This is a genomic window from Kordia sp. E (assembly GCF_056033805.1).
The window spans coordinates 755,965-776,226 of the sequence record NZ_JBRASR010000003.1 but is presented as its reverse complement, the minus strand read 5'-3'; the positions used below and the strand labels follow the sequence as shown (position 1 = coordinate 776,226).

Sequence of the window (20,262 nt, the reverse complement as noted above, 5' to 3'; positions counted from 1 at the left end):
CAAACGGAATTATTTATGAAAAAAGTATTATTACTAATTGCTTGCGCAGGATTTGTCGTCTTTTCATGTGCTACACCAGAAAAAGCAATAACGAAAAAAACAGACGACACTACCCAAGTTTCTGACAGTATACGTATCGCGGATGAAGATGGTTATGAGATCATCATCTTCGAGCCTGGTTTTACAGCATGGATGGTAGGAAATGCACAACCACGACAGTATTATACAAAACAATTTTTACGTACGCGTAATATTGTGTTTGTAACAAACTGGAATCAACGTGTAATTCAACCGAGTCGCTTTGATGCAAACTTGTATGAGCAACGAATTAATTTTCGCCCAGAAGTTGATTATGGCTATGAAGTAAATTACCAATTGTATTACTACTTTGTCTATTTTCAACGAAAGTATAATCAGCGATTAGGAACATATTCACCGCGTATATAATGAAGAAGTTGTGTATCTTTGCTGCAGCAAATTTTACACATGAAATCATTTAAAGAGCGTTGGGAAATCCAAAACAACTGGCAACTAACCTTTCCCATTTTAGGAATTCTCGCGCTATTATATACAGCATATCTTTTTTCAAAAAAAATCATTCGCAGTTTTATAGACAGACAAGAATCTAGCATTTTATACTACGTTTTACTTGTAATTACTGTCATTGTATCCTTTTACATTATGCTTCGCTTTTTTCTTTGGTGTTTTAAAAAGCTTGAACATAAATGGGTAACTACATACCGTTGGGAAATCATTACAATTTTTATTGTGTTTGCCCTTACGGGAACAAGCTCTGTACGAATTGCTAGACCATTATTAGAATACATTGGCTTTACCCGAACTGTCTTTCCTGATGGCTTTTTTGGAGGTTTTCTATATTGGACAATTAGAATTATTATAATTTTACCACTCTATCAAATTCTATTAATCATCTTTGGAACACTATTAGGACAGTTTAAATTTTTCTGGGAATTTGAAAAGAAAATGCTCAGACGCATGCGAATTATAAAGTAAGAAAAAAGTCTGATTTCCTCGCTTTTGCAAGAAGGTTTACGCTATTTTAATTCATAAATAATTCCTAAGTTATTTTTTTTACAATTAAGCATTCACTAAATTTGCTCTTAGCGCAAGTGTTTATACACTTATGTTGACCAAATCAGATCATGAAAATTGTAACCAAAATTAAAGAAATTAGTTTGGCTTCATTGTTACTTGTAACATTGATGCTACCTTCTTTTATACAATTTTCACATCAACTTGTAGAGGAACATGAATACAAATTATGTCATGAACAAGAAGAACACATTCATGAAGTAAATGTACACTGTGACTTATGTAGCTATCATTTTACAAGCTTCACTTTTGAGTTTACAAGTTATTCAGAGCTAACAGCTCCTCCAATTATTTCAAAGACTACATTAGGGTCAACTACACCATTATGTTATTATGTACCGCTTACAAATAAATTATTACGCGGTCCGCCAGTACTTTCTTGAGTAAAATCAAATACTTATTTATTTTTAATTAAGAAATTACATGCGAACATATTTATTTATGTTATTGCTATGTAGTGGTATTGTTGTACAAAGTCAAAATTGCAACTATACACTATCTGGTAAAATAATTGATTTACATGATAACTCTGTACTTCCAGGCGCAACATTGATTATTGCAGGTTTAGAAAAAACTGCTGAATCTGACTTTGATGGAAAATATAGTTTTTCGAAACTATGCGAAGGAACGTACACTGTACAAATATCACATCCCAATTGTACAACACAAGCTTTTAAAGTGAAAATTTCTGGTGATCTACAAAAAATATTTCATTTAGAACATCACTTAGAAGAATTGAAGGCAATTACGTTAAATGCTTCTTTATATGGTAAAAAAACCAAAACATTGTTTGAGCAAAAAATAACGGAAAAACAATTGGATCGTTTTAGCAATAGCTCTTTAGGAGATATTCTAAATACGATGAGTGGAGTTTCTTCACTAAATACAGGAAATGCTGTTGTAAAACCTATTATTAATGGTGTTCACAGTAGTCGTGTAGTAGTGATGAATAACGGTGTACGAATGGAAGATCAGGAATGGGGAGCAGAACACGCTCCAAGCATGGATGTAAACACTATCGGTAACATAACACTTATTAAAGGCGCTGGTGCCTTAAAGTACAGTGGAGATGCCGTTGGTGGAATCATCGTAACAGAAGCTTCCAGAATTCCTGTAAAAGACACAATATATGGAAAAACGCATGTTACTGCCGCAACCAATGGTCGTGGTGGAACACTAAATTCTAAGCTTACCAAAAGCTATGCAAATGGTTGGTATGGTTCTGTGCAAGGAAGCATGAAACGCTTTGGCGATTATGAAGCTCCAGATTATGTATTAAGTAATACAGGTATCTTTGAGCGTAATATTTCTGCTCGTATCGGAATCAATCATCATGATCATGGTATAGAAGCTTACTATTCTTTCTTTAAAAATGAAATCGGTATTTTGAGTGCATCACATATTGGTGGCGCAAGCGATCAAGTTCGCGCTATAGCAAGTGATACTCCACTAATTATTAGAGATTTTACGTATGACATCGACGCTCCAAAACAAGATGTCACACACCACTTATTTAAATTACGTGGATTTAAAAACTTTAAAAATTTAGGAAAAGTAACACTTCAATATGATTTTCAACGAAATCAACGTCTCGAATTTGATATTCGCAGAAATAGTGACGACAACGATAGAGCCTCATTAGATTTAGCTTTAAACTCACAAACAGTACGTTTGGATTTAGAAACTAATAATACTGATCTTTTTAATCTAAAAACTGGAATCATGGCACAATATCAAAAAAATGTTGCCAGTCCAAATACAGGTGTAAGAAGATTAATTCCTGATTATGAACGATTTAATATAGGAATTTATGGTATTATCGATTTTTCAATTACGGACAACTTTTTGGTCGAAGTTGGAGGTCGATTTGATTATTTTAATATAGACGCCCAAAAGTTTTATAAAAGTTCTTTCTGGGAAGATAGAAACTATGATGAATTATTTCCTGAAATCGTAGTCGAAGTATTTGCTAATCAAATATTGACCAACCCAAAATTGGATTATTCAAACGTATCTGCAACGTTAGGTACACGCTATACATTTAATGATGATTACACGTTATTTGCCAATTATTCGTTGGCTTCTCGTGCGCCAAATCCGTCTGAATTATTTAGCGAAGGGTTGCATCATTCTGCATCTCGAATCGAATTAGGAGATTTGAGCTTCAATTCTGAAGTTGCACACAAAGTATCATTGACTTTACAAAAACAAGGAACAACATTTGGTTTTTCGGTCAATCCGTATCTCAATTTCATAAATGACTTTATGATTATTGAACCTACGGAAATTCAACAAACCATCCGTGGAAATTTCCAAGTTTGGGAATACAGACAAACCAATGCATCCTTAGTAGGAATAGATATTGATGCGTCATTAACTTTTACAAAAAATTTAAGTTTTGCGCATCAATTATCATTGGTAAAAGGGTACGATAAAACACTCGATTTACCATTAATTGATATACCACCTATAAATACAACAAATAGCTTGGTATATAAAAATAAGGAATTAAAAAACCTTCGAATTGAATTACAAAGCGAATATACATTTAGACAAAATGAATTTCCAAATAATAACTTTGAAGTTTTCATTCCTGAAACCAATACATTTGAATTAATAGATGTAAGTACGCCACCAGATGCGTATCATTTATTGCATTTAAATTCATATGCTGACTTTAAACTAAGTAAACAATCAATGCTAAATGTTGGTGTATCGGTTTCTAACATATTCGATACTAATTATCGAAACTACTTAAACCGTTTGCGTTATTATGCGGATGATTTGGGTAGAAATTTTTCTATCAATTTAAAAATAACTTATTAAAAAAATTATTATTATTATGAATAAATTTAAATTTTCACTTTTAGTAGCTATTACACTTGTTAGTACTCTTTTTGTTGCGTGTTCTAGTGATGACGATGCGCCAGTTATAGTAAATGAAGAAGAAGTGATTACAACACTAACTGTAACATTAACTCCAGTTGGTGGTGGAACAGCAGTTACATTACAAACGCGTGATTTAGACGGTGACGGACCTGATGCGCCTGTAGTAACAGTTTCAGGAAATTTAGTTGCTTCAACAACATATAACGGAGCTGTTGTTTTATTAAATGAAACAGAAACGCCTGCAGAAAATATTACTACAGAAGTTGAAGAAGAAGATGATGAACACCAGTTTTTCTTTACTGCAGCTGCAAGTTTGAATGCTACAACTGCAAACTTTAACTTAGATGGAAATGGTAATATTTTAGGAACTACTTTTGATGTTACTACTGGTGCAGCAAGTACTGGAAGTTATACAGTAACACTACGTCATGAGCCTACAAAACCAAATACTGGATTAGCTGATGCAGGTGGAGAAACTGATATTTCTGCTACGTTTACGGTTACTATTCAGTAATTTTAAAACTATAGTCTTTTAAAAAAGTCGTTATTCTAAAATGAATAACGACTTTTTTATTTCTACAACAATTAAGGATTACGCCTCTTAGCAAGCATTTCTCCAATTAAAAGTATAAATACAAATTCCTGAACAACAAATGGAAGGAATGAGGTTTGTTGCATTACAATCGTGACTATCAACACACGGACCTCCAAAACCTTCACCTATCGTATCTAAACCTCCACTAATTCCTTTTTGATTTTTCTTAGTTAAGATTTCTACTCCTTCTACGTTTAAAACTTTCTTTAACATGATTCTATTTTTTATTGATTAGTTCATGTTAAGTTACTAATTACTTTACTGATATATAAAAGGTTACACAATATAAAATGTATGCTTTTTCTTTATTTATGAAGATGCAATATCAATAATAGAAACCCTCAATCTTAAAATGATTGAGGATTTCACTTTAAGAATAGTTTAGTGTTACGATAATTAAAGGTTTAAAGGAATTTAGCAATTCGAAATATTCTAATTTTTGACAATTACTTTTTTTGAAAATGTCTTATGATCTTGAGTTCTAATTTTTGTGATATATAATGCCTCACTCAATGTACTAGTATCAATAGTGTACTTACTTTTTGTAATTACTTGTTCATTTGACCAAATCACTTTTCCTAATAAATCATACAAACGAATGCTTTTAATACTTTTTAATTTAGGATTGTTAATTGTTAATTGTTGTTGAACTGTATTTTGCATTATTGTAAAATCAGAAGAAGTTACATCTTCATTGTTTAAGGTTGTTCTTGTGAAAACAATTTCGAAACGATCTGTATATTCTCCAGGATCTAAAGGAGTTTCAAAAGGAACTTGTCTAATATCTGTATAGATTCCCGTTTGAAGATCATGTACATAAATTTCTTGATCAACATCAAAATTTTGAACATCAAATATTCGAATTCGAATTGTATTGCTTGTATTTAATTTTATATGTAATGGAATTGTCATCGAAACATTAAAAGGCAATGCTTGTGATATATATGGTTCGCAATTTGTAATCCAGTATGCATCGTTAGCAACATCAAAAGGACTTTTAGACTCCAATCCATAATCAAAATTATGTGTAGCTTCTGTATCATGAAATGTATGTACCAATTGTCGTGTATACACATCATTGAAATCTATATTGAGGCGAAAACGTTTGTAGTCAGAAGGAAGCAATCCATATGGATTTGTTTCTGCTGTTTCGTTCTTTTGTATAAATCCAATATCATTTTGATTGCCTGTTCTAAAAAATTCACTTTGCGATCCTGATTCTTTATAATACGTTCTATGTGCATTTTTGGTGTAAACATTCCCTGTAGTTGTAGCATTTCCTTCAACCATAAATCCCTGACCAATAGCAATATATCTATATGCTTGTTTTCCGCTTGAACTACTTGAACCCGTAGTATTAAAAGAACCATCTGAGCTATAGGTATCAAAAGTAGCTGGAATAAACGTTTCTACGGTTCCTGCTGCATTAATTGTATATGTTGCATAACCACCAACATAATCAGCAATAAAATGTGATAAGACTGATAAATCTTGCTCCCAATAATACAATGTTCCAGTAATAGCATTTGTGTTATCTGCATCATGAATATACGCTACAGCATCAATTGCAGAAGGATATGGATTGCCTACAAGTGTCCATTGAGCAACACTCACAGAATTTGCAATAGTTCCATTATTTGGTTTTCCTCTAAAATCGTATAATTGATTGTTGCTAGAACCACTAGTTCCTTTCATCGTAAAACCTAATCCAGGAGAAATACTTCCTGTATCGCCTCTGTGAATCCATTGATTATATTGAGTTGAAGCTTCAAAAGTATGAATCCAATACCTTGCAATAGTTAACGGAGAGGAAATTCCATTATCAAAGGTAAAACTAGCATCCGTACTTGTTGTTATTCCTGTAGCATCATCAATTAAGTTAACCGTAAAGTTTTCGTTTCCAAAAATTGAGGAGTTATTACCAACAGGTGAACACCAATAATTATACGCATAATTATGTGTAGTTCCATTTTGATAGATACTTACTTGACCAATTCCTGAATTTCCTGTAATTCCTGTTCCTTGTATTAATTGTGCTTCATTTCTACAGTAAATTTTTGAATCTGCCTCTTCTAAATTTATGTTGTCATTCACGAATAATACCTCATCTTTTACAAATAGGTATGCATCATTTCTAATGCTAAGTTGAGAAAATGAAGTATTCACACATACTAAGTATGCTGATAAGATTAGTATTTGTTTGTACATATTCATGTTTATTATTTTCTTTAATATGTTTTCTTTCAGAGATTGAATTTTCAAAAAGTATATGCTCAAATTCAGTTGTGAATGCAAGCTTTTACGATTCTTGAAGCCTGCAAAAGAAATCATTTGTATTTTTCTACCAGACAGATCAATAAGTCGCTACTCAAAATTTGAATCGGGAATTAAGGTAATTTGAGCTTGAAGAATTGTTGTAAAACAACAGATGCAAAACAGAAATTTTATTTTCATACATAACTTTTTTTTGTTTACTCAAAGCTATAATGTAAAAGGAAAGAAGAACTTCTAGATTCTCTTTTTGGTGTGGATAGTTGTATATTTGGTATGAAGTGTAGCCTTATAAAAGGTATATTTTTTAAGTTTTTAAATAGTTTTGTTACAAAAAAATAATGAATCTCCCCAAGTTATTAAATAGTCCATATCCATTTTATGAAAATGCTCGTCAAGGGTTTAAAATTTCACTCAGCATCGGTGTTTTTATTACTTCTTTTTCCTATTTTTTTAGACCTTTTGGTATTGCCAAATTAGGTACGTATGGAATTTTAGGTTATGGATTGGTTTCGTTTTTGGTTTGTAGTTTCTATATACTTCTACTTCCATTGATCTTTCCCAATACATTGCAAAATAAACATTGGAAAATTTATAAAGAGATTTTATGGATTTCAATGATTACAACTTCTATTGCTACGGCAAATTATTTTTATTCAGGATTTATTTTTGATGCTGGCTATGCGCTGGATTTAAAAATTTTTCTTTTTGTACTTACGTGTACAGCCATTGTAGCAATTATCCCTGCAATTACTATTATTTTGTATAAACAGCTTTTTGTATACAAGAAAATTGTTAGAGAAGTTGAACAGATAGACTCAAAGTTACTTTCAAAAAGTACCGTTTTTAAAACACATGGAGTACCATCTCAAAATTTGGTGTCGTTATTTTCAGAAAATAAAAAAGATCATATCAATTTAGCTTCAAACGATTTTCTTTTTCTGTCTTCTTCTGGTAATTATGTTGAATTATTTTTTATGGATGAAGAGATTATTCAAAAAAAATTATTGCGAAATAATATTTCAAAAGTAGAACAACAACTGACTACTTTTTCACATATTATTCGTTGCCACAGATCGCACATTATCAATGTTAATAGAGTGAAACATATAGATGGAAATTTGCAAGGTTATCAACTACAGTTTGATCAAGTTTCGCAACAAATACCTGTATCAAGAAGTTTTACTAAAAAAATTAAGAGCCTGTTATTGGAAGTGGCTTAACCTTTTTTCTTTAAGGTTTTAATTTCTTGTTTTAACCCATGTATTTGTTCTTGCTGTTCTTGCATTGCTTTTATTAAAACTGGAATCAAGTATTGATATTTCATACCGTAGCGCTCCATTTCAACCTTAGTAAACTCGTTCGGGTTTTCTTTAGAAGCTTTGTAATCATGTGTTTTTACAGCTTCACTAATTTGTGGTAATACTTCTTGTGCCAACAAACCCAATTTTGGTTCTTTAAAAGGATCTTTTTTGAGTGTATAGCGTACAGGAGTTAAATTCATTAATTCTTCAATTCCGTAGGATAATGGTTCTATATTTTCTTTTTCTCTTTGATCTGAAATATTTACAAAATCATCTGCATACACATCATCCCAAGCTTCCGAAGTTGTACTAAAACCAAGATCATTTTGTAAATGATAACCAGGTACAAATGAAGTATTTATTTTTAAGCGTGCATCACCTTCTACTATATATGCATTTTCTCCAATACCAATAGTAGTTCCTTCAGTTTGCCCATTGTAAAAACTAGCTACATAATCTATAGCTGTTCCGCCCAAGGTTACGCCTTCATCTGCAAAAGAAGGCAAGTCTGCTCCTATTTTCACGGCGTTTGCAGAAGCATCTACAAATAGTGCATTTGGTCTTGTTATAGTACCTACAATAAAATCATAATTTCCTCCAGAAGGATTCGAAACTACATTTCCTGTATTGAAATAAGCTGCATAATCATTTGCATCACCTGAAACATCTATATACAATCCGTATGCATCGCCCATGCCTGAATTGTTTATTTCTGTATGTGTTCCAAACAAATCTCCTGGTGAATTTGCATTTACAAAACTATTTCTTGTTCCGTACTTATCTTTCGATCCTTCTACACTATTAAATCTATTATAAACTCCATATTTATCATCGTTTCCTGTAACACCGAATACGTTACAAACCGCATATAATTCTCCATTGATATTTATAGGGTTCATATTATTAAATACTCCATATTTATATGCATTGTTATCTCCTGTAACATTATTATATGTTCCATATTGCGTTCCTGTTCCTGTAGAAATTAAATCGTTATAAACTCCATATTGATTTCTTGTTCCAGTAACTTCTATTGAGTTATAACTACCATAAGCTTCATCATTTCCTGATCCATATAAACGATTATAGTCTCCATACATACTTCCGCCACTTATTGTTGATAATGAATTTAATAACTTATAAGCTCCATAGCGAGATCCAGAAGAATAATCCATTGAAGTATATACTCCATGAGCTGCTTGTGTTAAGCTATTAGAAAGCAATATATTATTATACAATCCATATTGAGCTCCTAATCCATTAGAATTTACATTATTTCGTATTCCATATATGACATTACTTGGACTATTGCTCATTATAACCTGATTGTAAAATCCATACCTTGTTCCAGATCCTCCTGACAAATAATTATAAAAACCATACTTAGTTCCAGAAATATTTCCTGTACTTCTATTGTAAATTCCATATCTAGTTCCAGCTCCGCCAGAAGAAGATTCATTACGAATTCCATAATTAGTAGTTTCTGAAGAATTTACATTTACATATAGTCGAGCCGTATCATTCGTAGAGTTTATTCCAACATTTCCGGAGTTATCATTGACACGAATTCGTTCAGTATTATTGGTTTTTATAATTAAATTTTCATTGTCAATAGTTCCTATAAAATCTGTAGAAGCATCTGTACCTGTATTACCATTTAAACTCCAACCTTTACCATCTTGGGCAATTAAAACCCAATCGGAACCATCATGATACCAAAAACCTTCTGTTCCATCTGTTTGATACACTAATAAGCCTTTTGGCGGAGTTGAAATGTTACTTCTCTGAAGCTGTGTCAATCGAGGAATTAAAACACCTTTATCTGTAGATACAATTTCTAATACTGAAGCATCATTAGGGTTTGTAGTTCCGATACCTACTTGGGAATGACAAAAAGTTGTTGTTAGTAACAACAAAAGCAATACTCTTACCATAATTTTTTTTATGATAAATGTAGCGCCTGAACTTATCACTTGTTATAGGAAAATCACCGTTTGGTACCAATAACATGTTTTATGGTATGAATGTATATTAGTTTGTTTCTTCAATACATTGCTTTGCTTTTTGCATAGATTTTAGCGTTTCTTTTTCCAATACTCGCTTGATGTATTTTCCTAAAAAGAATCTCACAAAAACATTTTTTAAGATGAGTGTATTGGTTTGTTCCCAGAGTGTTCCAGCATTCTTTTTTTGATATTTCCACGAACCGCCGCCGCCTTTTATAAAAAAAGATTTGGTTTCCTTCATTGCCAAACTTGTTTTATGAGGTTTGTTTTCTTGCTTGTATATCAAAATCGTTTGCAAACCTCCTTTTGATTTAATTCTCACCTCTTTTGGAGCAGTTTCATTAATGACCTCAACAGAAATAATAGACTGATCCCAAGTTGTTCTGTTATTGAAGTTTTGTGTGAAATTCCATACAGTTTCTGGAGCAGCCTCTATAAATATACTTTGTGATATGGTGATACTGTTTTTCAAAATTTTGACTTTATACTAAATAGAATTCTATAAATTATAGATAATATCATTTGTATCCAAGAAGTTTTGCAAAACTTGATCCTAATTTAAAGAAAAAGCGTTGTAATCTCCATGGAATAAAAGCAAAATATGAATCGAAATAGTCCATCAAAATAAGTGTATGAAACGGATTGAGTGGCAAGTTCTTTTTATTGATCTTTCCTTCTTGTGAAAGTTGATACGTTAGTCGCAATCCTTTTTCTATGTTTTTGGGTGTATAAATTTGAGCTTTAAATATAGTTTCTGTTTCAAGTTCATTCCAAAAACTATGCAATACAAATTTATTTACAATGACTTCCTCATCTTGAGGTGTTAAAACATGATGTTCTTTGCTTACTGTTAGATTTAATTCTCCTGCAATTACTTTAAATGTTTCTATTTGATACGGATGAAGATGTCTTGGACTTTTTGCCCATGAAGATTTCGGAGCCAAGATCATGACAAATTCTAAAAGCTCACCATTGGTTTCCTCAGTAGTTTGTATAAATTGAATTTGATCGCCTGTAGCTTTGTTTTCAATATATCTGTCCATACCTCTTTTTTATACAAATTATGACTTTAGTTAAACAGAAGTCTACAACTTACGAAATTTGGTATGAATACAGTCTGTTTAGGTGCCAAATGCACACTTACAAAAAAGTATTAGGAATTTTAAATGCAAGAAAAGTAATTATTGCATATCTGTAATATCAATAACATTTTCATCATCATCTTTTTTCGGATTAATGATATACGTGTAAAACCACATCAATGTAAAAGTTGGTATGGCATCTGTTAGTGGTAATGCTTCTTCAACAAAGGTTATGATAGCTCCAACTTTTCCTGAAGTTCCTTTATACATTCTGGTCATTAACCAAGCAGATAATGGTGCCCAAACAATATCTGATAATTCTGCTAATCCAGGAATGAAGTAGGAAGCATATCCTATTAAATCGAAAACGATTCCTAATATTAGTTTTAAAATTTTGTTGTCTTTTTTCTGTGTCGTCATGTAGTATTTAATTATTCTATCATATATAAAGCAATAAAAATGCCAAGAATTTTTCATGACATTTATGGATTCTTGCCTACACAGAAATGACAAAGACACTTTTACATTTTATATTTAGCGTTTTACATTTAAAAGTTCATAAACTTCTTTCCCTGCAATTAATATTGCTCCGCTAGTTTCAAGCTTTAATTTAGAAATTGCATCTTTTTCAAGCAATTCAGCTTGTAGTCGTTTCCATGATTGTATGACTAAATCTTTATGTTTTTGATCAAGCAAATCCATACGCATACTTTTTGCTAAGGCATATATTAAGAAAGCTTTGCCTCGCAACGTTAACTTGGATACATCATAGTTTTCTAACTCAATAACAGCAGTCTTGATATTTATTTTAAACTTTTCTTTGAACTCTTCAATTCTTATAATTGTTTTATCAAAATTTTCAATTGCTCTTATCATTGAAGCACAATCCAATCCAATATGATAATATTCAAAATCGTTTATATTGAATTCTTCTAATTTTTGAAGATAATTTCGATTGTTTTGTGCCGAATATGACCAAATCATATTTTTAATATCTACCTCATCTTCGTCTTCATCCTCTTCTGTTTGATATTGTTTTATGTTTAGTAATTCATTCTTATAACGTGCTTCTTTGGTTATTTCAGCGAAAGCTTCCATTCCAGCAAATCCAACTCCGTAACGCCAATCTATTTGTGTTATATCATGTTGAGAGTTTTCTAATTGTTGCTCTGCAACTTGTCGTAATAAGTTGGTTAAGTTCTCTTGAGTTAATTCAGGTTTTAAAGCAGGTTTCAACAAATTCATCTTCACGGAAGTGTGGTAACGATCTTTAAAATCTAATGAAGTTGTTTGCCCTCTTGTATCGTGTGCATAGTAAATATACTTTGTGTTCTGTAACCATAAAACCTGCAATGGATTTCCTTTTTTAGCATTGCGAACGGCAAAAGGTCGCACATTATTTTTGGTAGAATTTTGTGTAATTTTTGTTGCTTTCCATGATTTTCCACTGTTTTTAGTTGTCCATTTTTCTATCTCAAAAACGTCTTTACGCTTTACAGACATGTAAATTGTATTTGGTGTTTCATGATCAATCATAATTCCGCCAGCGTAATGTGGTTCTGCTTCTACTGTTTCGTTTCGTGTTTCTGGAAACCATCCGCCAGCTTCTACCAAATCGTAGCTTTTCCATTCGTTATTGGTAAACGTAGCGTATGAATAGATATGTGTTTTCTCATCTGGAAACTTCGCATAGGTAACAATCGGGTTTCCATTAACATCTTGTGCAATGTCCCAATTCCATGATTTTACTGTATCAGATTCAAAAATAATGTCTAGCTCATCTTGTAAAATTGGTAATTGATTTATATCTTTTATCTTCTTTCCATTCGCTTTGTAGAACGTTCCGTTTTCATAATACATATAGTACAATCCAATCTTTTTTTCTTTAGTTGGATGTCCATCTGTAAAGACAAAATGTATTTTAGAATCACCATCTGAATATACTTTTGTGTATGGTGATTTTAGGTTTGAATCTTCATTTGGTTTGAATATAATTTTACCTTTTGACCACGTTTTTCCATTGTCTGTTGAAACAGAATACGAAGGTTTTAAATCAATTCCACGCCAGAATATATAGATTTTTCCATCTTCTTTAGGCAATCGTACAGGATTTGTGTATGTATGACGATTTACTTGCGCATTGTTGTACTTCTCGCTATCATTTAAGTATAATTCTCTAATCGGTGACCAATTGCTAATGTCTTCCGGATTTGTAGAAGTTCGCATGAATAACGGACGTTCGTCTTGTAAATGTGTGTTGAAAAAGACTAACAATCTTCCAGAATCATCAAATAGAATAGAAGGATTATCATGATCGTCAATTTCTAAATTATCATAAATAACATGCGATTTGATTTCTTTTGTATCATGATCGTAAAAACCAATATGAACATCTCCATAGTTATCAACCCAACCTGCATATGTACGTTTGTGTTTTCCTTCAAAATACACAGCTCTTGGATCTGAAAACCAACTCCAAACTCCATTAAATGTCATCGATTGATACTTCTCCGCAGCAACCGATTTTGACTTCGTAAAACTATGCGTTGCTTTGTTTTGCGCAAGACAAGCTGTACTTATAAAAAGTAGTATGAATGTTATGTAACGGAGAAACTTCATGAATACAAACCTAGTGAATATTAATTTTAAAAGAATTGTTCTTTTTTAACTTCAAGAATTGTTTTCTTAAATCTGTGTATCAATTCATGAATTTCTTCTTCGTTATAAGATGCAAAACCAATTCGTATATAATTGTGTCCAAGATTCGCAAGATCATAGCGTTCCCAAGCTCCAATTTCTAATTTATGTTTTTTTGCGACTTCAGATATGATTTCCCAAGAATAGTTTGAATCTAACTTTGCCCAAACTGCCATTCCACCTTTTGGAATCTCAAACTCAAAAAAGTCGCCCAATTCATCTTTTAAAAGTTTACAAAACAAGTCGCGTCGTTGTTTGTAAATTTTCATCACTTTACGGATATGTCGATCTAAATCGCCTGATTTTATAAAGTTAGCAAACGTTAATTCTAACAAAGCATCACCTTGTCTATCTACGAAACCTCTTAGTTTAGAAGCTTCATCTACAAATTCCTTTGAAGCAATTAAATATCCAACTCTAAAAACTGGAGCGACTGTTTTACAAACTGAACCAATATAAACTACGTTTCCGTTTGTATCATGACTTGCTAATGGTAAAATTGGCGCATGATTGTAATTGAAATCATAATCGTAATCATCTTCAATTATTGCAAAACTATACTGCCTGGCAAGATTTAAAAGGTGAATTCTTCTTTTTGCTGAAAGTGTTACTGTTGTTGGATGATGATGATGCGATGTTACATATACAGCTTTTATTTGCTCTCGTTTGCATAGTTTTTCAATTTCGTCAGTTACAACTCCATTTTCATCTACTGAAACGCGTTCTAACCTTGCATTTTGATTTAAAAAAGTAGAATCAGCAGATCCATAATTGGTGTTTCCTACGACAATAATATCATCTTTTTGAAGTAATAATTGAGATGACAACCAAATTCCCATTTGACTTCCACGCATAATCAACACGTTTTCTTTTGTAATGTGTAAACCTCTAGTTGAATTTAAATAATCAACTAAGACTTCTCGCAATTCATTATTTCCAAAAGTAGTACCGTAAGATAAATGCTCTGCTATATTTTTCTTAGCCGAAACCCTTCTGTATGTTCTTGCAATTTCATTAATTGGTGTTAACCTTCCATCAGATATTCCATCATTTAAATACATGAAACCTTCCTTCTTCGCTCCTGGTTTTTCAGGTAAAATAGCATTTTTATAAAAAGAAAAACCTGTAGTTTTCTTAAAATCAAACGTATCAATAGTATTTATTTTTTGTTGATCTAACTCTGGTAAATTACGATGTACAAAAGTTCCTTTCTTCGGAATACTTTCTATCCAACCTTGTAGCAATAACTCTTCATAACAAGCAACAATTGTTTTTCTATGTACATTTAATTGTTCTGCTAAAGTTCTACTACCTGGAAGTTTGGTATTAGGAATTAAGGTTTGATTTTTAATCAATTGAATTATTTGATTTGATAATTGTAAATACAATGCTTGATTGCATTTTCTATCAAATTGAATACTGGTTTTAAATGGAAACATCTGGACTATTAATTATATTAGTTCTGGACGATTGAAACAGTCCACAAATATAGTATTTTTGAATTATAAAAGCTTAAAATGACAAAATCAGAGATAAACACATCAGAATTCGAAGTATATTATGCAAGGTATATTGATAAACTATCTAACGAAACGGAACTCATAGAAGGTTTTGAAACTGGGAAGAGTAATGTTATTGATTTCTTCAAATCTATAACAAATGAAAAATTGACGTATCGTTATGAACCAAATAAATGGAGCATTAAAGAAGTATTACAACACTTGATAGATACCGAACGTATTTTTATGTACCGTTGCTTTAGAATTGCCAGACGTGACATCACTACTTTAGCTGGGTATGATCAAAATATTTATATAGATCCATCTAATGCAAATCAGAAATCAATAGAAAGCTTATTGAGTGAATTTTTAATAAATCGCAATCATTCTATTTCATTATTAAATAGCTTAACTGATGAAGATTTATCATTTATAGGAAATTCTAACGGAGGCATTATGTCAGCAAGAGCTGCTGCTTTTACTGTGATAGGTCATGATATTTGGCACATGGAAGTGATTAAAGATAAATATTTGTAATATGTTAGAAATAAGACCCAATTGCGAACACTGTAATAAAGCTTTACCCAATACTTCTACTGAAGCAATGATTTGTTCTTTTGAATGTACCTATTGTAAAGAATGTGCGCTGGAAGTCTTTGAAAATGTATGTCCAAGTTGTTCTGGAAACTTTGTAGCACGTCCAATTCGACCTAAAAAACATATTGAGAATTATCCAGCTTCGATCAAACAAATTTTTAAACCAAAAGATTTAGAAAAGTCGAAGCTTAATTCAAATACATTTAAGAACATTTCTCCAGAAAAAAGATAAAACACAGCCACAAATGATTAAAATAAAAATAGCTACAGAAGCAAATACAGACGTTTTAGCATTGTTGGGAAGAATTACATATGCTGAATCTCATGGTCATTTTATTGATGATAAAAATGATTTATTAAACTATATAAACGAAGCTTTTTCTGTTCCTAAAATAAGACAAGATATTCATAATCCTAAGAATCTTTTCTATATTATGTATGTAGATGACTTCCCAGTTGGTTATGCAAAATTAGTCTTGAACACCAAACATGAAAGTGTTATTTCAGAAAACAATTGTCGATTAGAAAAAATCTATATTCTAAATGATTTCATTCCACTTAAAATTGGACAACAATTTCTAACTTTTCTTGAAGAGAAAGCGAAAGAATTACAATTGGATACAATGTGGCTTTCCGTTTATATAAAAAATAACAGAGCTATCAGATTCTATGAAAGAAATGAATTTAAAAATGTTGGCGAGTTAAATTTTCTAGTCAATGGAACAACATATGAAAATACTGTGTTCTCAAAAAAAATATAAGTATGCAAGAGTATTCAAAATCAAAATTGAACAGAATTAAACGCGGAAAAATAAGAGCGACTTATGATGTTTCAAAAATAAATACCATTTTAGACGCTGGTTTTATTGGATATGTAAGCTATATATATGAAGATACTGCTATGACGTTGCCAATGGCTTATGGAAGAAAAGACAACAAAATTTATTTACATGGTTCTCAAGCCAACAGAATGTTGTTAGCGTTACTAGAAGCTAAAAAAATGAGCATGACTGTGATGCATTTAGATGCGTTAGTTTTAGCGCGTTCAGGTTTGCATCATTCAGTAAATTATCGTTCTGCAACTTTATTTGGTTCCGTTAAAAAAATTGAAGATTCGAAAGAAAAAGATGCCGCACTTCTTTATTTTATGGAACACATGATGAAAGGTCGTTGGGACGGAATTAGACCAATGCATCAGGAAGAATTAGATAGAACACTCGTTGTAGAGATGACGATTGAAACCGCTTCCGCTAAAATTAGAGATGTTGGTGTCGGAGATGAACCAGAAGATTACGACTTAGATGTTTGGGCAGGTTTAGTTCCTTTAAAGCAAGTAGCAGAGTTTCCAATTGCTGATGAAGGTTTGCCCCAGCAAATGGAAATCCCAAAGCATGTTATGGATTATTATGAAGAAAATAAATTTTGATTTTAGTTGAGATTCTTATAGTTTTAACGGTAACTAAACGCATTGTGATATTCTAAAATTAAGTTATAAGAGAACTTACAAAAATTCATTACACATACGTTGGCATTTACTTCAATGAATCAAATATTTAAAGAAATAGCGAAAAAAGAAAATGGAGAACTAAGAATTGATAAAGAAATCGTTTCAATAGGTTTTGGAGCTCGATCTCCCTATAATATTTACACCATTAAAGTAAAATATAAGGGCATAAATATTATCATAACCAATGAAGTTGGACCAACCGCGGTTGGGACTGTTAAATGTGAATTCCCAAAAGAAATAAAAGTTCAACTGTTTGAAATACAAACTAGAAGTCATTTTTCGGCTTTATTCTTTGGAAAAAACAATCGTTTTAAAATAACAGGTAATAATAAAAATTTTAACTCCTTTTTGAAAAAGAATATAGCTACTAGTAAAATATTAAAACTTGTAGAAGACACAAAGTTTCAACCATACATATTCTCTTCGAATGAAAATGAACAATTCAAAATCATAACGGAATATCATTTAATGTTTCCAGAATGGCCAGACGTGATTACTTCATTAATTGAGTTTTATAAAAGTTTGATTGATCGAATTAACAATGTATAAAAAAAGCTAAACGAGCTCTTAAACAAAATCTGACCAAAGGTCAGAAGAAAGGAAATCAATCAGATATTTTTTCTAATATCAATTCTCAAAAATCATTGTATCCATTACAGAATATGGCAACGCACCGTTTTCCAGAATTTTTGTGTGAAACCAAAGCCAAGGGAATTCTTTTCCTTGTGGTAAGCTTGCTGCTTTGTGTGCTTTCCATTGCAGAATTTTATTAGCGCCGTATTTATAAGTAATCACTTGTGCTGGCCAACGTTTCATACGTGCAATTTCTCGTTGTGCAATATCGTCTTGCTCTTGGATGTGTTGTTGCCAAAATTGTAATGCTTCTGCATCGCTCCAGCCGTAATAATTTAAACCAATATCCATGGCAACACGAACCGAACGAATAATGTCCCATTCCCACTTTCCTAGTTCATCAAATGGTGTTTTGTAAGCATTAAAATCATTTCCGAGTTCTTCAACATATGCTGCCCAACCTTCTCGGTAACCGTTATATGAAAACAATTCTCTGATCTTAGATTTCTCTAAGGTTTCTTCATATTTGATTTGATAATGATGCCCTGGAATCGCTTCATGCAAATAAATCCATGCAATTTGTCGCTTATTAAAAGGTGTATCAAAATAATTATAATAAAATGTACTTCTAATTTCGTTGTAGTATGCGGGAACCTGTGCGTATGCCCTATTTTTACCTTGTTCAATATAAACATCTGGAAGCTGATCTACTTTAGGAAAAGCACCAATTAAATTTGGTAACAACTCTTTTTTATACGTTTCAAAGCTTTGTTGAATTGTTTCTACATCATTGTAAAAAAACATCGGTCTTTTGATGTAATTTTGATATTCCAAACTGTCCAAACCTGAAGCTTCTTGAATGGTTTTCATTGCTTTCTTAGCACGTTCTATTTCAGTCAAACCAAATTGAAATAATCCATCTGGTGTTACTTCTGCATCTATCCATTTTTTCAAGAAATATGCATACCATTCTTTTCCCATTGGAACATGTTGCAAACCATCTGTAGAGATATTTTTTGGCTTCCTATCTAACCATTTTTTTTCAAGTGAAATTCGTTCTAAATGCAATTTTATTTCATACGAAACCAATGCATAATCAAGTTGCTGCGGTTTTGTTAATTTATCATAATCAAAAGCTTGTAGAGTTTCTTGGTAAGTCAGAAACATTTTTTCCTGCTTCGCAATATTGCGATTGCTTTGAATTAACTCTAAATTATCTACATAATAAATCTGTAAATCAGCAATATGCAATCGCTTAAAATCTTTTACAAAAGCCGTTTCAAAAGCATTCCAATCGTGAAATGACTTTTGCGCAAACAGAGAAGTATTACACAGAAATAAAAATAATATGAGAAGTGTGCATCTTTTCAAAAGTATACATATTTAGGATAAACTAGAACTGATGAGTTTTAAAAACTCCGTTCGTGTTTCAATATTTTCAAAAGCGCCTCTAAAGCCCGAAGTTGTTGTTACAGAATTCTGTTTTTGTACACCGCGCATCATCATGCACATGTGAGAAGCTTCAATTACAACTGCTACACCTTTTGGTTTTAGTGTATTGTTTATACATTCTAAAATATCGTGTGTTAAGCGTTCTTGCACTTGTAATCTTCTTGCAAAAACATCTACAATTCGTGGTATTTTGCTCAGTCCAACAATATGTCCATCTGGAATATATGCAATATGTGCTTTCCCAAAAAAAGGCAAAATATGGTGTTCACATAACGAGTATAGTTCTATATCTTTTACAATAACCATTTCATTATAATCTTCGGCAAACATAGCTCCTTTTAAAATTTCGGCGGCATCCATATCATACCCTTGCGTTAAAAACTGCATTGCTTTTGCAGCTCGTTCAGGAGTTTTCACCAAACCTTCTCGCGCTGTATTTTCTCCAAGTTCCTCTATAATAGTCTTATAGCGATCTTTTACTTCATTGGTTACTTCTATATTATATTCCTCTAGTTGTCTGTATGGCATTTTTTCTTATTTCATTTTCAAAGTTGTTAAAGATACTCAAAAAAAGTACAACCAAACCACTGTAAACTCCTATAAATGTTAAAAAATTTAAGTAACATTTAACTTTTTTTTAGGATAAAAAAGTAACGTATCCGCCTAGTTTTGCGTTG

21 protein-coding genes are annotated in these 20,262 nt (G+C 31.8%); 11 read left to right on the top strand and 10 right to left on the bottom strand.

Features of this window, described 5'->3' with window-relative positions; translation table 11 throughout:
• The first annotated feature begins 15 nt into the window (after positions 1 to 15).
• The 5 genes from ACUUYC_RS16650 to ACUUYC_RS16630 all read left to right on the top strand — a co-directional run bounded on the left by ACUUYC_RS16650 (position 16) and on the right by ACUUYC_RS16630 (position 4,516).
• On the top strand, positions 16 to 447 hold the full coding sequence (locus ACUUYC_RS16650; RefSeq protein WP_474267749.1) for a DUF6146 family protein: 432 nt from the start codon (positions 16 to 18) through the stop codon (positions 445 to 447).
• 39 nt (positions 448 to 486) lie between these two features.
• Complete coding sequence (locus ACUUYC_RS16645) at positions 487 to 1,014, top strand: DUF6787 family protein (protein ID WP_474267748.1); 528 nt, start codon at positions 487 to 489, stop codon at positions 1,012 to 1,014.
• 149 nt (positions 1,015 to 1,163) lie between these two features.
• Complete coding sequence (locus ACUUYC_RS16640) at positions 1,164 to 1,496, top strand: hypothetical protein (protein WP_474267746.1); 333 nt, start codon at positions 1,164 to 1,166, stop codon at positions 1,494 to 1,496.
• A gap of 40 nt (positions 1,497 to 1,536) precedes the next feature.
• On the top strand, positions 1,537 to 3,939 hold the full coding sequence (locus tag ACUUYC_RS16635; RefSeq protein WP_474267743.1) for a TonB-dependent receptor: 2,403 nt from the start codon (positions 1,537 to 1,539) through the stop codon (positions 3,937 to 3,939).
• Between the two features lie 16 nt (positions 3,940 to 3,955).
• The gene (locus ACUUYC_RS16630; RefSeq protein ID WP_474267741.1) at positions 3,956 to 4,516 is read left to right on the top strand and encodes a type 1 periplasmic binding fold superfamily protein; all 561 of its coding nucleotides are present in this window, start codon (positions 3,956 to 3,958) and stop codon (positions 4,514 to 4,516) included.
• A gap of 87 nt (positions 4,517 to 4,603) precedes the next feature.
• Here ACUUYC_RS16630 and ACUUYC_RS16625 read toward each other — a convergent pair whose 3' ends face one another.
• Positions 4,604 to 4,810: a hypothetical protein gene (locus ACUUYC_RS16625; protein WP_474267739.1), complete on the bottom strand. Its 207-nt coding sequence runs from the start codon at positions 4,808 to 4,810 to the stop codon at positions 4,604 to 4,606.
• Positions 4,811 to 5,029: 219 nt separating this feature from the next.
• Positions 5,030 to 6,805: a T9SS type A sorting domain-containing protein gene (locus tag ACUUYC_RS16620; RefSeq protein WP_474267737.1), complete on the bottom strand. Its 1,776-nt coding sequence runs from the start codon at positions 6,803 to 6,805 to the stop codon at positions 5,030 to 5,032.
• 404 nt (positions 6,806 to 7,209) lie between these two features.
• On the opposite strand from ACUUYC_RS16620, the gene ACUUYC_RS16615 reads away from it, so the two are divergent.
• The gene (locus ACUUYC_RS16615; RefSeq protein WP_474267735.1) at positions 7,210 to 8,091 is read left to right on the top strand and encodes a LytTR family DNA-binding domain-containing protein; all 882 of its coding nucleotides are present in this window, start codon (positions 7,210 to 7,212) and stop codon (positions 8,089 to 8,091) included.
• On the opposite strand, the gene ACUUYC_RS16610 is transcribed toward ACUUYC_RS16615, so the two are convergent.
• From ACUUYC_RS16610 to pdxR, 6 genes are all read right to left on the bottom strand, one after another.
• Positions 8,088 to 10,106: a tail fiber domain-containing protein gene (locus tag ACUUYC_RS16610; protein ID WP_474267733.1), complete on the bottom strand. Its 2,019-nt coding sequence runs from the start codon at positions 10,104 to 10,106 to the stop codon at positions 8,088 to 8,090. The two genes, ACUUYC_RS16615 and ACUUYC_RS16610, sit on opposite strands and share 4 nt — an antisense overlap.
• Positions 10,107 to 10,203: 97 nt before the next feature.
• The gene (locus ACUUYC_RS16605; RefSeq protein WP_474267731.1) at positions 10,204 to 10,650 is read right to left on the bottom strand and encodes an SRPBCC family protein; all 447 of its coding nucleotides are present in this window, start codon (positions 10,648 to 10,650) and stop codon (positions 10,204 to 10,206) included.
• A 46-nt stretch (positions 10,651 to 10,696) separates the two neighbouring features.
• The gene (locus ACUUYC_RS16600) at positions 10,697 to 11,221 is read right to left on the bottom strand and encodes a cupin domain-containing protein (protein WP_474267729.1); all 525 of its coding nucleotides are present in this window, start codon (positions 11,219 to 11,221) and stop codon (positions 10,697 to 10,699) included.
• 138 nt (positions 11,222 to 11,359) lie between these two features.
• Positions 11,360 to 11,680: a hypothetical protein gene (locus ACUUYC_RS16595; RefSeq protein ID WP_474267727.1), complete on the bottom strand. Its 321-nt coding sequence runs from the start codon at positions 11,678 to 11,680 to the stop codon at positions 11,360 to 11,362.
• A 114-nt stretch (positions 11,681 to 11,794) separates the two neighbouring features.
• A complete protein-coding gene (locus ACUUYC_RS16590) occupies positions 11,795 to 13,879 on the bottom strand; it encodes a BNR-4 repeat-containing protein (protein WP_474267725.1) in 2,085 nt (694 codons plus the stop codon).
• 26 nt (positions 13,880 to 13,905) lie between these two features.
• Positions 13,906 to 15,396, bottom strand: a complete 1,491-nt coding sequence (gene pdxR / locus ACUUYC_RS16585) for a MocR-like pyridoxine biosynthesis transcription factor PdxR (RefSeq protein WP_474267723.1) — start codon at positions 15,394 to 15,396, stop codon at positions 13,906 to 13,908.
• 78 nt (positions 15,397 to 15,474) lie between these two features.
• Between pdxR and ACUUYC_RS16580 the strand changes: the two genes are divergently transcribed.
• The 5 genes from ACUUYC_RS16580 (at position 15,475) to ACUUYC_RS16560 (ending at position 18,109) form a co-directional block, all read left to right on the top strand.
• Positions 15,475 to 15,993: a DinB family protein gene (locus tag ACUUYC_RS16580; RefSeq protein ID WP_474267720.1), complete on the top strand. Its 519-nt coding sequence runs from the start codon at positions 15,475 to 15,477 to the stop codon at positions 15,991 to 15,993.
• A gap of 1 nt (position 15,994) precedes the next feature.
• Positions 15,995 to 16,285, top strand: a complete 291-nt coding sequence (locus ACUUYC_RS16575) for a DUF1272 domain-containing protein (protein ID WP_474267718.1) — start codon at positions 15,995 to 15,997, stop codon at positions 16,283 to 16,285.
• Between the two features lie 13 nt (positions 16,286 to 16,298).
• The gene (locus ACUUYC_RS16570; protein ID WP_474267715.1) at positions 16,299 to 16,814 is read left to right on the top strand and encodes a GNAT family N-acetyltransferase; all 516 of its coding nucleotides are present in this window, start codon (positions 16,299 to 16,301) and stop codon (positions 16,812 to 16,814) included.
• 2 nt (positions 16,815 to 16,816) lie between these two features.
• Positions 16,817 to 17,479, top strand: a complete 663-nt coding sequence (locus ACUUYC_RS16565; RefSeq protein WP_474267713.1) for a pyridoxamine 5'-phosphate oxidase family protein — start codon at positions 16,817 to 16,819, stop codon at positions 17,477 to 17,479.
• A gap of 114 nt (positions 17,480 to 17,593) precedes the next feature.
• Entirely contained in the window at positions 17,594 to 18,109 is a 516-nt protein-coding gene (locus ACUUYC_RS16560; protein WP_474267711.1) for a hypothetical protein, read from the top strand.
• Positions 18,110 to 18,187: 78 nt separating this feature from the next.
• On the opposite strand, the gene ACUUYC_RS16555 is transcribed toward ACUUYC_RS16560, so the two are convergent.
• Both ACUUYC_RS16555 and folE read right to left on the bottom strand, forming a co-directional pair.
• Entirely contained in the window at positions 18,188 to 19,504 is a 1,317-nt protein-coding gene (locus ACUUYC_RS16555; protein ID WP_474267709.1) for a DUF885 domain-containing protein, read from the bottom strand.
• Between the two features lie 12 nt (positions 19,505 to 19,516).
• Positions 19,517 to 20,113 (bottom strand): GTP cyclohydrolase I FolE, encoded by a 597-nt coding sequence (gene folE / locus ACUUYC_RS16550; protein WP_474267706.1) that lies wholly within the window; start codon positions 20,111 to 20,113, stop codon positions 19,517 to 19,519.
• Between the last annotated feature and the right edge of the window lie 149 nt (positions 20,114 to 20,262).

What these genes read in the sequence shown, in the direction of transcription:
- ACUUYC_RS16650 (WP_474267749.1), top strand. Translation starts at nt 16, where the DNA reads ATGAAAAAAGTATTATTACTAATTGCTTGCGCAGGATTTGTCGTCTTT.
- ACUUYC_RS16645 (WP_474267748.1), top strand. Translation starts at nt 487, where the DNA reads ATGAAATCATTTAAAGAGCGTTGGGAAATCCAAAACAACTGGCAACTA.
- ACUUYC_RS16640 (WP_474267746.1), top strand. Translation starts at nt 1,164, where the DNA reads ATGAAAATTGTAACCAAAATTAAAGAAATTAGTTTGGCTTCATTGTTA.
- ACUUYC_RS16635 (WP_474267743.1), top strand. Translation starts at nt 1,537, where the DNA reads ATGCGAACATATTTATTTATGTTATTGCTATGTAGTGGTATTGTTGTA.
- ACUUYC_RS16630 (WP_474267741.1), top strand. Translation starts at nt 3,956, where the DNA reads ATGAATAAATTTAAATTTTCACTTTTAGTAGCTATTACACTTGTTAGT.
- ACUUYC_RS16625 (WP_474267739.1), bottom strand. Translation starts at nt 4,810, where the DNA reads ATGTTAAAGAAAGTTTTAAACGTAGAAGGAGTAGAAATCTTAACTAAG.
- ACUUYC_RS16620 (WP_474267737.1), bottom strand. Translation starts at nt 6,805, where the DNA reads ATGTACAAACAAATACTAATCTTATCAGCATACTTAGTATGTGTGAAT.
- ACUUYC_RS16615 (WP_474267735.1), top strand. Translation starts at nt 7,210, where the DNA reads ATGAATCTCCCCAAGTTATTAAATAGTCCATATCCATTTTATGAAAAT.
- ACUUYC_RS16610 (WP_474267733.1), bottom strand. Translation starts at nt 10,106, where the DNA reads ATGGTAAGAGTATTGCTTTTGTTGTTACTAACAACAACTTTTTGTCAT.
- ACUUYC_RS16600 (WP_474267729.1), bottom strand. Translation starts at nt 11,221, where the DNA reads ATGGACAGATATATTGAAAACAAAGCTACAGGCGATCAAATTCAATTT.
- ACUUYC_RS16595 (WP_474267727.1), bottom strand. Translation starts at nt 11,680, where the DNA reads ATGACGACACAGAAAAAAGACAACAAAATTTTAAAACTAATATTAGGA.
- ACUUYC_RS16590 (WP_474267725.1), bottom strand. Translation starts at nt 13,879, where the DNA reads ATGAAGTTTCTCCGTTACATAACATTCATACTACTTTTTATAAGTACA.
- pdxR (WP_474267723.1), bottom strand. Translation starts at nt 15,396, where the DNA reads ATGTTTCCATTTAAAACCAGTATTCAATTTGATAGAAAATGCAATCAA.
- ACUUYC_RS16580 (WP_474267720.1), top strand. Translation starts at nt 15,475, where the DNA reads ATGACAAAATCAGAGATAAACACATCAGAATTCGAAGTATATTATGCA.
- ACUUYC_RS16575 (WP_474267718.1), top strand. Translation starts at nt 15,995, where the DNA reads ATGTTAGAAATAAGACCCAATTGCGAACACTGTAATAAAGCTTTACCC.
- ACUUYC_RS16570 (WP_474267715.1), top strand. Translation starts at nt 16,299, where the DNA reads ATGATTAAAATAAAAATAGCTACAGAAGCAAATACAGACGTTTTAGCA.
- ACUUYC_RS16565 (WP_474267713.1), top strand. Translation starts at nt 16,817, where the DNA reads ATGCAAGAGTATTCAAAATCAAAATTGAACAGAATTAAACGCGGAAAA.
- ACUUYC_RS16560 (WP_474267711.1), top strand. Translation starts at nt 17,594, where the DNA reads ATGAATCAAATATTTAAAGAAATAGCGAAAAAAGAAAATGGAGAACTA.
- folE (WP_474267706.1), bottom strand. Translation starts at nt 20,113, where the DNA reads ATGCCATACAGACAACTAGAGGAATATAATATAGAAGTAACCAATGAA.